Annotated in this window: 10 protein-coding genes; 4 read left to right on the top strand and 6 right to left on the bottom strand. The window is 69.8% G+C overall.

Annotated features, from left to right (window positions below; translation table 11 throughout):
- Window positions 1-48 precede the first annotated feature (48 nt).
- Genes ACZ5WK_RS19030 through ACZ5WK_RS19020 form a run of 3 tightly spaced genes read right to left on the bottom strand, consistent with a single transcriptional unit; the run spans window position 49 to window position 3,973 of the window.
- Window positions 49-1,629: a S41 family peptidase gene (locus ACZ5WK_RS19030; protein WP_465548549.1), complete on the bottom strand. Its 1,581-nt coding sequence runs from the start codon at window positions 1,627-1,629 to the stop codon at window positions 49-51.
- A complete protein-coding gene (locus ACZ5WK_RS19025) occupies window positions 1,626-3,206 on the bottom strand; it encodes an amidohydrolase family protein (RefSeq protein ID WP_465548548.1) in 1,581 nt (526 codons plus the stop codon). The genes ACZ5WK_RS19030 and ACZ5WK_RS19025 overlap by 4 nt, the downstream gene beginning before the upstream one ends.
- Window positions 3,206-3,973 carry a uracil-DNA glycosylase family protein gene (locus ACZ5WK_RS19020; RefSeq protein ID WP_465548547.1) on the bottom strand — a complete coding sequence of 256 codons (768 nt, stop codon included), beginning with the start codon at window positions 3,971-3,973 and terminating at the stop codon, window positions 3,206-3,208. Before ACZ5WK_RS19020 ends, ACZ5WK_RS19025 begins: the two co-directional genes overlap by 1 nt.
- Before the next feature lie 889 nt (window positions 3,974-4,862).
- Here ACZ5WK_RS19020 and ACZ5WK_RS19015 point away from each other — a divergent pair.
- On the top strand, window positions 4,863-7,355 hold the full coding sequence (locus tag ACZ5WK_RS19015; protein WP_465548546.1) for a glycosyl hydrolase family 28-related protein: 2,493 nt from the start codon (window positions 4,863-4,865) through the stop codon (window positions 7,353-7,355).
- Window positions 7,356-7,460: 105 nt separating this feature from the next.
- Here ACZ5WK_RS19015 and ACZ5WK_RS19010 read toward each other — a convergent pair whose 3' ends face one another.
- Window positions 7,461-8,051: a TetR/AcrR family transcriptional regulator gene (locus ACZ5WK_RS19010; protein ID WP_465548545.1), complete on the bottom strand. Its 591-nt coding sequence runs from the start codon at window positions 8,049-8,051 to the stop codon at window positions 7,461-7,463.
- 134 nt (window positions 8,052-8,185) lie between these two features.
- On the opposite strand from ACZ5WK_RS19010, the gene ACZ5WK_RS19005 reads away from it, so the two are divergent.
- From ACZ5WK_RS19005 to ACZ5WK_RS18995, 3 genes are all read left to right on the top strand, one after another.
- Window positions 8,186-8,920: an SDR family oxidoreductase gene (locus ACZ5WK_RS19005; RefSeq protein ID WP_465548544.1), complete on the top strand. Its 735-nt coding sequence runs from the start codon at window positions 8,186-8,188 to the stop codon at window positions 8,918-8,920.
- 182 nt (window positions 8,921-9,102) lie between these two features.
- Entirely contained in the window at window positions 9,103-9,627 is a 525-nt protein-coding gene (locus ACZ5WK_RS19000; protein WP_465548543.1) for a hypothetical protein, read from the top strand.
- Window positions 9,628-10,321: 694 nt separating this feature from the next.
- Window positions 10,322-10,708 carry a transglycosylase family protein gene (locus ACZ5WK_RS18995; protein WP_465548542.1) on the top strand — a complete coding sequence of 129 codons (387 nt, stop codon included), beginning with the start codon at window positions 10,322-10,324 and terminating at the stop codon, window positions 10,706-10,708.
- A gap of 435 nt (window positions 10,709-11,143) precedes the next feature.
- On the opposite strand, the gene ACZ5WK_RS18990 is transcribed toward ACZ5WK_RS18995, so the two are convergent.
- Both ACZ5WK_RS18990 and ACZ5WK_RS18985 read right to left on the bottom strand, forming a co-directional pair.
- Entirely contained in the window at window positions 11,144-12,055 is a 912-nt protein-coding gene (locus tag ACZ5WK_RS18990) for a hypothetical protein (RefSeq protein ID WP_465548541.1), read from the bottom strand.
- A gap of 128 nt (window positions 12,056-12,183) precedes the next feature.
- Entirely contained in the window at window positions 12,184-12,699 is a 516-nt protein-coding gene (locus ACZ5WK_RS18985; RefSeq protein WP_465548540.1) for a GNAT family N-acetyltransferase, read from the bottom strand.
- Between the last annotated feature and the right edge of the window lie 99 nt (window positions 12,700-12,798).

The raw sequence follows: 12,798 nt of genomic DNA, 5'->3' as shown, positions 1-12,798 counted from the left end.
CGCCCGTCGGGGCTCCTCCCCGCAGCGCCGGTTCACGGGAGCGCCGGCTCAGGACAGCAGTGCGGCGGCCCTCGTCAGCAGGTCCTTGTTGCGCAGGGTGAGGTCACGCCGGGTCAGGCGGTGCACCTCGTCCGCCTGCACGCCGAAGTCCTCCAGCGCGAGCCCGGCGCTGCGGCCGGCCCGGGTGGCGCGCCGCAGTGCGACGCGGAACCCGGCACCGCGCGGCAGCGGACCGAGCAGCTCGGGCAGCCACACGCCCAGCAGGTCGTACGTCCACACGTTGGCGCCGCCGGCCCCGGTGAACTCGGACGTCCCGAGGATGCTCCCGAGCCCGTTGTCCTGGAAGCCGGCGGCGAAGATGTCGGCGGCCGAGTAGGTCAGGGCGTCGATGATCAGGACCTTCGGGCCCGGATAGTGCGGCAGCCCGGCGGTGATCGCCTCCGGGTCACTGAGCGGGAACGCCTGCGAGTACGGTTCGCCGGTCTCCACGGCGGTGCGGATCGAGCTCGTCCAGTCCCGGAAGCCCGGGTTGGACCGTGCCAGCGCGAGTGCCGCGCGCGTGGTCGGCAGTGAGAAGCGGACCGGGGCGACCGGGTGCCCGCTCAGGACTCTCAGGGCGGCCTCGGCGGCCAGGATGTTGCCGCCCGGGTTGCCGCGGATGTCCACGATCAGCCCTTCCTTGGGGGCCTTCGCGGCGATCTCCGCGACCTGCTCGGCGAAGAGCCGTGCGCTCGCCACGTTGAACGAGAAGATCCGCAGGTGGCCGTACGGACCGCTGCGGCCCGGTGCGAGCCGGTAGGACAGGACGCCGCCGGGGCCGCGTGCGGGCGAGCGCGGTGCCCGGTACGGGGTGAACAGCGCACGTTTGAGGTGGCGGGTGGCCTCGTTGCCGGCGTCGATGCCGAGGTGCGGCGTGAGCGTCGGGACGGGGTCCTGCGCCCGCCCGGCGTGCCACTCGGCGGCGCGCACACGCCACTGGATCCTGGTCTCCCGCGGGCGGCCGTCGGGCGTGCGATAGGACAGCAGCACCCGGCGCTCGTCGGGCGGGGGGCTGGTCCGCAGCGGGCGCAGTGTCAGCGACTCGAGCCCGCGCGCCAGGCGGGCGTCGGGGCTGCAGCCCACCTGTGCGATCACGCTGCGCTCGATCGCCCGCTCGATCTCGACCCCGTTCCAGAAGTCCAGCTCGACTCCGGCGCCGAAGTCCGCGTGTTCGAGCGATCGGTCGGTCTTCGAGACGATGTAGTGCGGCCTCCCGCCCTCGTCGACGTAGCGCTCGACGAGGAATCCCAACGCGGCCACGTGCCCGCGGTACGGGTCGGGGAGCTGGTAGACGGTGTGCAGGTCGCGCAGGTCCCGGAAGACGGCTGCGAGCTCGGAGTGGAACTGCGGTTCGCTGAGTGAGGGTACGCGGCGTTCCAGCAGGCGCAGGCGCTGGACCGGGTCGGTGGCGTACCTCGCCCGCTTGAGCGGCAGGTGGACGTAGAGCTCCTCGACGAGGACGCGGGCGGCGGCCACCAGCTGGTAGCGGGCCGCGACCGGCAGCGGGTCCGCGGCGGCCTGCTCCAGGAACTCGTCGAGCCCGGTCGACCCCGGCAGGGGCCGCGGCGGCTCCGTGATCCTCGGGCTCATGTGTAGTAGGCCTTGAGGCGTTCGAGCTGGGGCACCCTGCTGCGTGCCACGGCGGCGAAGTAGGCCGCGTCGTGGGTCAGCGAGTCCGGGCCCGGGATGACCAGGTCCGGCGGGATGTCGTCGGTGGCGGCGAAGGCCCCCAGATCGCCCTCCGGCATGTCGCCGAACAGCGCGAGCGGCGCACCGGGGTCGTCGGGCGGCCCTCCCCAGGCCGCCAGCGCGATCTGCGCACCGCGCCAGGCGCCCACCGGGTCGTGGCGGACCTTCGCCAGCGCCTGCTTGACGCCTCGCCAGTCCAGCGTGGCGTCGGCCCGGCCCGGCTGGCGCACCGCCACGCTGCGCCCGGGCCCGGCTTCCGGGGTCGTGTTGGTGCCGGTCGCCCCGGCGGCCGTCATCAGTGCCGACGTTCCGTAGCACGGCCGGCCGCGCACCAGCACCAGCAGCACGTGGCGCTCGACCGCGTCGATGAGGTTGCGGTACACGTCCCCGGCCGGGTCGTGACGTTGGAGCACGAGCAGGTCCGCGGCGCTGCCGCGCTCCAGGCGCCCCACCTGCGGCCCCCAGGCGGTCGCCAGCGCGTCGCCGGGGTTGGCGGTGACCATGTCGCAGAGGTCCCGGTCGTCGAAGTGGCGGCCGAACTCGTGGCTGTTGAGGGCGTCGGCGACCTTCAGCTCGCCGAGCACGTGCTTGGTCCCCGACGGCGACCAGTCGGACCCCAGCGCGATCCGCAGCCCCTTCCCCGCAGCGTCGACCACATCCGTCGTCTCGTGGTAGAGCCAGTAGTTGGAGAACGGCGACCAGACGACGGTGCCCCGCTCGGCGGCGTCGATGGCGGCCACCGAGTCGCGCCACCTCGTGAACTCGGCGGAGGTCAGCGCGGTGCCGTGCACACCGATCAGCCCCGGCTTCAGGCAGGGTTCGAGGTCCGAGAACTCGCGGTGGACGACCGATTGCGGGCTCACCGGGTCCACCTCCTCGACGCGCCGGCCCTCCGCGACGTGGTAGATCAGCAGACGGGTCCCGTCGAGCTTCGGCGCCCGCTCCTCGCGCAGCACGTCGGCGTCGAGCTGGAGCGCCGAGGTCAGCACCAGGTCGCGCCCCGCTGGCAGCTTCTCGTTGTCGATGATCCGCAGCAGCCAGCCGTCGACCGGGCGGGTCGAGTGGGGCGGCCCTTGGATGGACGTGGTCCCGCCGATCAGCGCCTTGACCTCGACGTACTTGATCAGCGCCTCGGGCGCGGCCTGGCCGAGCACCCTGGCGGGCCAGGTGACCGTCGTCGAGTAGTCCGGCGGATGCTTCTCGTCGACCCAGCGGTCGTGGTGCAGGTACGGGACGCCGACGGCCTCCCACAGCGGGAGGGTGTTGTAGCCGAGGTGGTTGTGGAGGTCGACCAGCCCCGGGAGGATCAGGGCGCCCGTGTCGATCCGCGGTGCCTCGGCGAAGCCCACGGGCGAGTCCGCCCCGGCCGGCTGCACCGCGTCCAGGCGGCCGTCGTCGCCGACGTACACGGCGCCGGGGTCGAGGATCCGGTGGTCGCCGTCGAAGGTGACCACGGTGCCGAGCAGCACCAGTGCCATCAGCCCGGCGCCTTCCAGACCAGCGTGTGCCCGTCGTCCGGCGAGGGACGGTTGACGGAGTTCTGGACCCCGCCCGGCGTGGCGCGCACCCAGGCGTCGTCACCGAGGAACGCCGGTGCGCCGAAGGGCAGGTCACGTCTGGGGATCGGGCTGTAGTCCGACTCCTCGAAGGCGGCGCCGTAGTTGGGCCCGGTGTTGTCCCCGTCGTCGTCCGGCCCGACCACCGGGCGCAACGTCGTGACCGCCTCGCGCCAGGCATCCAGTAACGCCACCGGGTCATGACTCGACGGGTGCGGCACCTTCACCAGCGTGGCCTGGGGCCGGTCGCTCCAGAGCCGCACCGCCTCCTGGGCCATGAACCCCATGGCGACGACGGCCTGCAGGTCCGTGCCCACCGCCCGGCCGAAGACCTCGTTGCGCCACTGCGCCTGCGCGGGGTCGGCGAGCCGCTCCTTCATCGCCAGGGCCTGTGCGGGGTGGACGGCGTACGCCCAGGCGTTGAGGCAGACGTAGGAGCGGGTCAGCCCCAGCTTGGCGAGGAAGCCCTGTACCCGCTGGCCGGCGTTGCCCACGAGGCTGCGCCCGGCGATCCGTTCGGTCGGTCCGGGGTCCGAGGCCACGATCAGCACGCGGGCCGAGCCGTCGAGCCGGCCGCGGTAGAAGATCGGTCCCCAGTCGGACCAGAACGCTTCGGCGACGGGCGGGTCGGGCACCTGGGCGAGCAGCGTCGCGAACTCGGTCGTCGGTCCGCGGTCGAACTCCGGCATCGGTCAGCACCTCCTCACCGGTCGGATCGCGCGCCCCGCCCGCCTGCGCCCTGACGACCCCGTGACCTCCGCGGCGGTCCGGGGGGCTGCGGCGGCGCGGACGGCCGCGGACGCCACGGGTCCGGCGCCACGGCCCGTCGGGGCTCGGGTGGTTCGAGGGGAGCGCCGCACCCGGGTGGTCCGACGGGTCGAACCGGGGCGTGTCGGGCGATCCGGTGTCCTTCCAATGGATCACACGACTCCCGTCCCCGCAAACCGCCGCGTCGCGGCCGGATCCCGTGACCGGATCCCGCGGCCGCCCTTTCCGACACGGCCGCGAAGATCGCCTCTCGAAGCAGGCGGCCTGGATCTCAACTCCCACACCGGGATGGCGACCTGGCGCAACCCGGCCATCGGTGCCCGCCGCCCGACCGGCAAGACCGGCATCGCGTCCGCCCTTCGGCACAATGCCCGCGATGCCCGCCGGCTGCTCACCCTGTTCGGACTCACATGGTCACGAACCGAACATCGAGCGACTCTCCCGAAGCCCGCGGCGAGAGCCCGCACCGTCATCGAGTCGAACTGGCCGGACGCGCCGAGCCGGGACGTCGAAGAGGGGCCCGAGTTCATGGATACAAGGGCGTCGCGTACAGGCGTGTTGACGTCGTCCTTTTACGGTGCCCGGACCAGGGCGCCCCGGAGGCGGTGCGCGCCCTTCAAGGACTGCCTCTGATCGCCGCGGCGGCCTGGCACGCCTACCCTTGGAGAAGGCGTCCGTAGAGGGTTCAGTAATACCTCCGGCGCCGATTGGCGCGGCCCACCGCCCGGCCTCCACTGAGGCCGCTCCCGGAACTGACGTGTTCCCTGAACCTGCATTTTCCAACGAAGTCTCAACGGAAGAGAAGTTCCGATGGACATCGTCACCGTCACCATGCAAGCCGCACAGGACATCACAGCCGGTCAGGCGGTCCGCATCACCGGATCACCGGCCACCCCCGTCACCCCCGCCGTCGCTCCTGCTGTCCAGCAGAGCAACAACCGCAACGACGAGTCATTGCATACCCTTCCGTTCTTCGGGGTTGCTCTGCAGACGGCAGCCGCCAAGACGAAGGTCGACGTTCAAATAGGCGGTGCTGTTTTCGGCGGCCTGGGCCCCGGAAAGCCTGGCGCGGTTGGCGTCAACAGTTCGGGAAAACTCGTGCGTGCCAACGCTCCGAAAAACGCCTGCGTCAGCGCTCCGAACTGGATCGGTGACTGTGACGCTTCGGGCACGGTGACCATCCGGCCCCGCCGCGACACGCGGCTGAACGTGCTCGACTTCGGAGCGGCAGGAGATGGAAAGGCAGACGACACGGACGCGCTCCAGGATGCCCTGGACTGCGCAATGCGACTCGGAACAATGACGGACAACCCGTTGTCCGACGGCAAAATCGTCTACCTTCCTCCGGGCGACTACCGGATTACGAAGCCTCTTGTCGTCTCGAACGGTTGCATTCTGGAGGGAGCCGGCTTCGGCTTCAGAGGAACTTCCCGCATATTCGCAGATGTCAAAAGCGGCGATTTCAACCTTTCCACCAGGACTAATCCCCCCGAACCCCCTCCACACGCCCCTTCAATCCCTCCGGGCATCGGAGGCGGTATCGGCCAGGTCGGGACAAAAAAGACCAGAGAGACCGTTTACTGCGCAATTGCCCTGACGGGCGCCTTCACCGGTCCGCCCGAACGCGGTCGTGCTGACTATGCTGTGCTTCGCCAGTTCACCCTCGAGTCGTCCCCCCTGCAAGGGAGGGGTACCACCACGCTCTATCAGGCCCCGCAGATGGATGGCATGCGAGTTATGGCGCACGGCCCTTGGGTCGAGAAGGTGCGGATTGCCGGCTTCAGGCGTAACGGGATAACGATATACGCAAGCTATCCGAAAGCCGGCTTCACGCCGGAAGTCAATGCCAATCTCACACAGATACGCGATTGCCTTGTCTATGGCAATGGCCAGCATGGGCTCGACATCGGCAGCGAGGGCAAAGATGACACCAATACCATGCTGGTCATGAATGTCTCTGCCACAGATAATGGGCGGGATGGAATTCATGACTATTCATACCTCGGCTGCACCTTCGTTTCATGTCACACCGATACGAACAAACACCGAAACATCAGCTCCGAACACGATGCCGCGTGGTCCGTGTACGTCGGCTGCTATGCCGAAGGGGATGCACCAGTGGTATTCAAGGGGGGACATACCGCTGTAGTCGGAGGGGACATGGATATCACCCCGGACTCAATGTACTGGGGCTACGGCGCCGCCAGAGGGGGGCCTGGACCTTCTGCACTGAAAGTGACAAATAATTATTCCAAAGTGCAGACATATCGAATCGTCGGGGGTGGGATCGATATCGACAAGGACGAGCTGAAGACGGGCGGGGAAGGATCCGTCGCGCAAGGATTCCTATATCAAGCAAAAAATGCCGGGCATACACGTGGCAAAGATCACGACAACCCGACCGGTGAGCCTGAATGGAACACTACGGCCGGGAGCGAGACTACAGATGGCGATGTGAGATGGCTATGCCTGGGCGAACTGAAGCCCACGGTCATAACGTCCAACACCCTCGGGAACAATTCGGATTCCACGATCATCCAGGACTATAATTCTGTCACGCTGGACAGTCATCTGAATCCCGTCCAGGGGTCTTCCCTCTTCCGTACCCAAGTCCAGACAGCTCCCGAAGCCATCGAGGGCAGGATTGAAATGTCCCTCCTGAGCGGGGCGAGTTTCCACACATACTATCAAACCGCATACGAAAACGGTCCGGTCCCCGGCGCGCTGATGCTTCCGGAAGCCTGGATTGGAAACTACAGCTACGGTGAGCGGCGAGTCTGCGTTGTTCATGGCGGAACTCCCTACGATACGCCTGTGGGTAGCTGCAACTTCTACCTCCCAGGCGATCTGATCCTCAATGCCCTCGATAATTCAACGCGCCGAGGCGAGATCGGGTGGGCGGTGAAGGCTGCGTGCGGAAGGGGGTCAGCAGCTCTTGCCTGGGCTCGCGGGACGCACTACCACATAGGGCAAACCGTCAGGCCGACTGAGCCCAATGGCTTCCTGTACCGGCTGACCGCCTACAAGACCGATGGCCCGTTGAACCCGAATCTCAATGTCTCCGGTGAACAGGATCCCTGGACCAACCACCCCCAGAGCGTTGGAAGCGTGACTCACGACAAGGACCTGGTCTGGCAGACGCTCTGCGACCTGGATGTTCCCGCAAACAGAGGGTGCCTTGAACCGCTTCCGCAGCGCGCGGAAAAACAGGCGAACTCGACCACGACGGACACTGCCAAGCTGAAGGATGATTTCAACGCACTTCTCGCCAAGCTGCGAGCGGCGCACCTGTTGGAAGAATAAGCGGAGGCGGACAAAACCGATACCGAGGATGCCGCATCTCATCGACTCCGCCATTGAGCGTTCTTGCCGGCACCCCGACACCCGGAGTCCGTACGTGCCGCACCGTCAGCCGGCGGGCGGCGGTGCCGGAGTGGATTTGAGCCCGTCCAGGGTCAGGTCGAGCAGGCGTTCGGCCTGCGTCCGCTGTTCGGGCCTTGCCGAGGTGAGGGCGATGCCGGCAAGGGCCGCGAACATGTCGGTCGGGCTGATGTCGGTCCGGATCGCCCCGGCCTCGGCGCACGCGTCCATCAGGGCGGTGATGGCGGTCTGGATCATGTCGTGGCTGTGGGCGTACGGATTGCTCCCCGCAGCGGCAATGGCTCGCAGAGCCTCGGCCATGCCGAGTTTGGCGGTGGCGTAGTCCATGAACAGGCGTGTCCATGCGCGCAGGGCGTCGTAGGGCGGGTTCGCCGCGAGCAGGTCGGGAACCACGTCGCACAGCTGGGCCACCTCGTTGCGGTGAGCCGCCTCGACCAGGGCCTCCCTGGTGGGGAAGTTGCGGTACAGGGTCGCGGTGCCGACGCCCGCCTCCCGGGCGATCCGCTCAAGGTGCGCGTCCAGTCCTTCCTCGGCGAACACGCGCACCGCAGCGGTGAGGATCTTCTCCCTGTTGCGCTGCGCGTCGGCTCTCAGCGGGCGTTCTGCATCTCGGGCCATCGGCGGTCGTCGTCCCTTCCGGTTGCTAAGTGGAGGCTAGCCCACTTAGCCTGGCATCAAGTGGTGGCGCCTCCACTTTCACTCTAGGGCATGGCCCCGGCCTGCCCGCACACGTCTTGGAAGGGCTACCGGTCATGTCGGGAATCGAAGGAAAGGTCGTCGCGATCACCGGCTCCGGCAGCGGCATCGGCGAGGCCACCGCGCTGCTGCTCGCCGGGCGGGGCGCCAAGGTCGTCCTCGGGGCGCGCCGGTCGGAGCGACTCGAAGACCTGGCCGCCCGGATCGGTGAGGCGGGTGGCGAAGCCGCGTGGACGCGCACCGACGTCACACGGCGCGAGGACCTGTCCGCGCTCGTCGAACTGGCGCGCAGCCGGTTCGGCAAGCTCGACGTCCTGGTCAGCAACGCCGGAATCGGTCCGATCTCGCCCCTGGACGAGCTCCGCGTCGAGGACTGGGAGCGGATGATCGACGTCAACCTCAAGGGCGTCCTGTACGGGATCGCCGCCGCCCTGCCGGTCTTCCGGGAGCAGGGCTTCGGACACTTCGTCAACACCGTCTCCACGGCCGGGTTGCGCGTCGTCCCGCTCCAGGCCGTGTACGCCGCCACCAAGAACGCCGTGCGCACCCTGTCCGAGGGCCTGCGCCAGGAGGCCGGCGACAGCCTGCGGGTGACGGTCGTCTCGCCGGGTATCACCCGCACCGAGTTTCCGGACTCCATGTCACCGCAGATGAAGGCCCAGGTCGGCGACACCATGGACAGGATCGCGATCCCTCCGGAGGCCGTCGCCCGCGCCATCGCCTTCGCCGTCGAGCAGCCGGACAGCGTCGATGTGGGTGACATCGTCGTCCGTCCCACCGCGCAGAGCTAGCGGTCTGCCGGAGAGTGGACCCGGTCCGGGATGGGCGTCGGGCGGGGGCGGCCCCGTGTCCGCCCCGGGACGGGTGCGCCGTGGCGGACACGCCGGGTCCGTACGGACCGGCCAAGATCCGCCGTCGGAACGACCTGACCCCCCGTCGGCCGGCGGAGGGCCGACGTACCTAGAGTGACCCGGTGGACATAGCAGCGGTGGCGATTGCGGTGACCGGAGTGACGGGGACGCTCGGGGCCGCGCTGCTCACCCAACGGGGCGCCGAACGAGCAAAGCGGCGCGAGTTGGAGCTCAGCCAGGCCTTCTCGGAGACCCGCGAGAACCTCGCCCTGCGGCGCGACTGCTACACCCGCCTGTACCGCGACGCACGGCAGTTCGCGACCGCGCTCAACCGGCACCTGCGCGTCCTGCGCGACCGGACGCCCGGGGAGGACGACGCCCGGGCGCTGGACGAGGCCAAGGACGCGCACCGCAACCACTGGTCCGAGACCCTGATGATCGCACCCGATGCCGTGATAGCCCCGGGCGACATCGCCAACCAGGCCCTCACCCACGTGTACGGAATGGTCAAGCGCCTGGAACAGGGCGACGCGCGGCCCGGCGAGGACCTGCGATCCGCCGCCGAGGCGCAGGACGAGCTGTGGGCGCTGATCAAGACCATGCGGCATGCGATGCGGCAGGACCTGGGGGTGGGCGGGGAGTTCTAGCCCCTGCGGTGCAAGGTTCACGAAAGCCTGTTGCACGCCCGACGAGGGCGACGCCGCCCCGTCGACCCCCGTCAGCCCCGCCGGCTCCCGGCTGGATCACGCAAGGTTCAGACCGCCGGGCTCGGCGGGTGACGCGTTCGGCGACGGCGGCCGTGGCGCGTCGCGGCACCAGGCGGGGCGCCGGCGTTCCGACACGGTCGGGAGTCCTCGCAGCATTCCGGGCCCGCCTTTCGTCACGGAGTGTGGACGGTTGGCGGGCCGGGCGTGAGGGCTGTGGTGCGGGCCACCCCCGACCCGGTCACCACCCCACCACTTCGGCACGCGCGGCCGAGGGCCCGTCACCCACCGTCGACGATGTGCGCGGCCTCACACCCCCACCCGTGTGGCCCGGACCACTTCCACCCCCCATTCGATCTTGAAAAATGGGGCATTTGGCTTCAAATCATCCCATTTCCTTGATCCCTACCCGCGGTAACAACCCCCTGACGTGCCCAAACCTACGAATCCTTGAAACCCCCACCACCACCCCCGTAACTTCGAACCCGTTGCACCGAACACACCGCCCCGAGGCCCCCGCCCCGGAACACCACGGCGCACAACCCACGCGAGCGACACCCCCCCCGAAACCAACAGCCCCCAGGGCCTGGTTCCGCACGCCCGCACACCCGCCTCACGCCTCACGCAAAGGAACCACATGACCCTCCGCAACGAGACCACCACCGCCACCACCACCAAGCGCCGCAACCGCGTCCGCATGGCACTCATGGCCGGCGCCCTCACCGCCCTGCCGGTGGCCGGCCTCGTCGCAGCCAACACCGCCTCCGCCGCACCCGCCTCCGTCTGGGACAAGGTCGCCGCCTGCGAGGCCACCGGCAACTGGGCCATCAACTCCGGCAACGGCTTCTACGGCGGACTCCAGTTCACCTCCAGCACCTGGGCCGCCTTCGGCGGCACCGCCTACGCCCCCCAGGCCCACCAGGCCACCAAGGCCCAGCAGATCACCATCGGCGAAAAGGTCCTCGCCGCCCAGGGCCCCGGCGCCTGGCCCGTCTGCTCCATCAAGGCCGGCCTCACCAAGTAACCCCCCACCGGCACCCGGCCACCAGGCCAGCCCGCCCCCCGACGTCCACCCGACGTCACCCCCACGACAACGCCGCTGCACCCGACCGAACACCCACGGTCCGGGACAGCGGCGTCGCGGCGTTCCAAACACTTATCCAACCCGCCGACGTGCGACAGCCGGCACCACCTGGAGTGGGCGCTCAGCCTCACCTGCCCCGGCAGCGTCGTCAATCGGCGACAACGTCGTACGCGACGGCGCCGGTGGAGCCGACCGCGCCGACACCGATCCCCGGGGCCAGGGCGTGCGCCGCCTCACCTCACCGAGATCATCGCCGCGCGCCCCCGGCTTGGCCGCCACCACCGTCCGGACCGGTCGGCGCCAAGGGCTACGACGGCTTCACCCTCGCCCTCGTCGCCGCCTGGCGCCCCGCCCGGCGGAAGAGACGTACGGAGGTCAGCCGGTGAGAACTCCGGACAGCTCGGTGACTGCGACAGTGGAGGCGGTCGCCGGCGGAGTGATCTTCACCGGCTTGCCCAGCTCCGTGAAGGCCACGGTGGTGACGGAGCGGATGGAGCTCATGGCCAGGGTCAGTCGGACCTTCGCGATCCGCCCCTGCGGATCCACCCACACCTCGGCAGGGATCTGCAGCCCGGCGGTGCTCGCGGCCCGGACCTGCTCCACCTTGGCCCGTTTGTCCGGTGCCAGGCGCAGGGTGACGGCGTCGTCGGCGAGGATCCCGTCGTAACGGACGGCGCGGACCCCGTTCACGTCCTCCTCGGCGCCCCGGGTCACGCGGGTCAGGGTGGAAATCTGCTGGAGGAGGTGCTCGGGGTCGTTGGCCGGTGAGCGGAGCAGGGCGTGGGCGATGGTGCGGTCACGGCCGATCGCTGCCCACGTCCCCTCGGGCAGGCCCGCGGACCCGCGCACGTACACCTGGCCGTCGGCGAAGATCTCGTCGACGTGGCTGATCGCGCCCCCGGGGAGGTCGACACCGAGCTGCCCCCGGTCCGCCGCGAGGTCGAAATCCCCGGCGACCGCCAGGTGGTAGGTCGTCTCCCCGTCGCCGAGCTCCACGCTCTGGTCGATCCGCGCGCTGGTACGGCCCGTGGCAGCCGCTGCCGCGCGCACCGTCTCGGCGTGATCGGTGACGGGCGTCGCCTGCGTGCCCGTCGCACCCCCGGGCGTCGCCGGCATGCCCGTCGCGCCCCCGGGCGTCGCCGACGACGACGTGCCGACTGTGGAGCCGCCCGCCGTCACCGTGGCGCCGGCCGGCGGCCCGGCCACGCTTCCGGCGGACGTTGCCGAGCAACCTGCCCCGGACAGCAGCACGAGCGCGGTGGTGACGAGAACGGTGGAACGACGCACTTCTTCCCCTGACCTGATGGATCGCCGGCGCACCACAACGCGGTGTCCCCCGCCGTGTGCCGGCGCCTCGACCCTAGCGAACCTGCTCCCGCCGGATCCGGGCGGGTGCAAGCAATCCCGCGGGGCGGTCAGCCGACCTGCAGCTGCCACCTGACCTCGCCGTCGTCCCACTGGTCGGTGGGAGCGAGACCGGCCGCGGCGGCAACGGCGGCAGACGCCCGGTGGTCGGGATGGATGTGGGCGACGACCGTGTGCACCGGGCGGCGGCGGAGCCAGGTGACAAGGCCCTGGGCCGCCTCGGCAGCGATGCCGCGCCCCTGCCAGGGGGTCCCCACCACCCAGGCGATCTCCGCGGTGGCCCCGCGGTCGTCGGCCGTGACCGTCGCCTGGACGGTGCCGGTCAGACACTCCTCGTCGCGCAGCCGGATCACCCAGTTGCACCAGGCTTCGGAGGGGTCGGGTGAGCCGGCGGCCCAGCGTTCGTAGCGGGCCCGGAGGGCCTCGGCGGTTTGCGGCGCACCGCCGATGAAGGTGTGCAGACCGGGATCGGACAGCACCCCGGCCATCTCCTCGGCGTGCTCGACGGTGAGAGGCACGAGGAGCAGGCGGTCGGTGCGAACGGTCTCGGGCCGGAAGGCGGTCATGCGACCTGTCGGTTGGAACACCCGACGAGTATCGCGGGCTCGCGAACGGCCGGCCACGGCCCCGGCCCGGCGCCGGGGAGCAGGCGGCGGCCGCTCAGT

It is taken from the genome of Kitasatospora sp. NPDC032757, from assembly GCF_055579305.1.
The sequence above is the reverse complement of the archived record's forward strand: the minus strand, read 5'-3'. Positions and strand labels throughout refer to the sequence as shown.

What these genes read in the sequence shown, in the direction of transcription:
- ACZ5WK_RS18995 (WP_465548542.1), top strand. Translation starts at nt 10,322, where the DNA reads ATGACCCTCCGCAACGAGACCACCACCGCCACCACCACCAAGCGCCGC.
- ACZ5WK_RS19020 (WP_465548547.1), bottom strand. Translation starts at nt 3,973, where the DNA reads ATGCCGGAGTTCGACCGCGGACCGACGACCGAGTTCGCGACGCTGCTC.
- ACZ5WK_RS19005 (WP_465548544.1), top strand. Translation starts at nt 8,186, where the DNA reads ATGTCGGGAATCGAAGGAAAGGTCGTCGCGATCACCGGCTCCGGCAGC.
- ACZ5WK_RS19030 (WP_465548549.1), bottom strand. Translation starts at nt 1,629, where the DNA reads ATGAGCCCGAGGATCACGGAGCCGCCGCGGCCCCTGCCGGGGTCGACC.
- ACZ5WK_RS18985 (WP_465548540.1), bottom strand. Translation starts at nt 12,699, where the DNA reads ATGACCGCCTTCCGGCCCGAGACCGTTCGCACCGACCGCCTGCTCCTC.
- ACZ5WK_RS19025 (WP_465548548.1), bottom strand. Translation starts at nt 3,206, where the DNA reads ATGGCACTGGTGCTGCTCGGCACCGTGGTCACCTTCGACGGCGACCAC.
- ACZ5WK_RS19010 (WP_465548545.1), bottom strand. Translation starts at nt 8,051, where the DNA reads ATGGCCCGAGATGCAGAACGCCCGCTGAGAGCCGACGCGCAGCGCAAC.
- ACZ5WK_RS19015 (WP_465548546.1), top strand. Translation starts at nt 4,863, where the DNA reads ATGGACATCGTCACCGTCACCATGCAAGCCGCACAGGACATCACAGCC.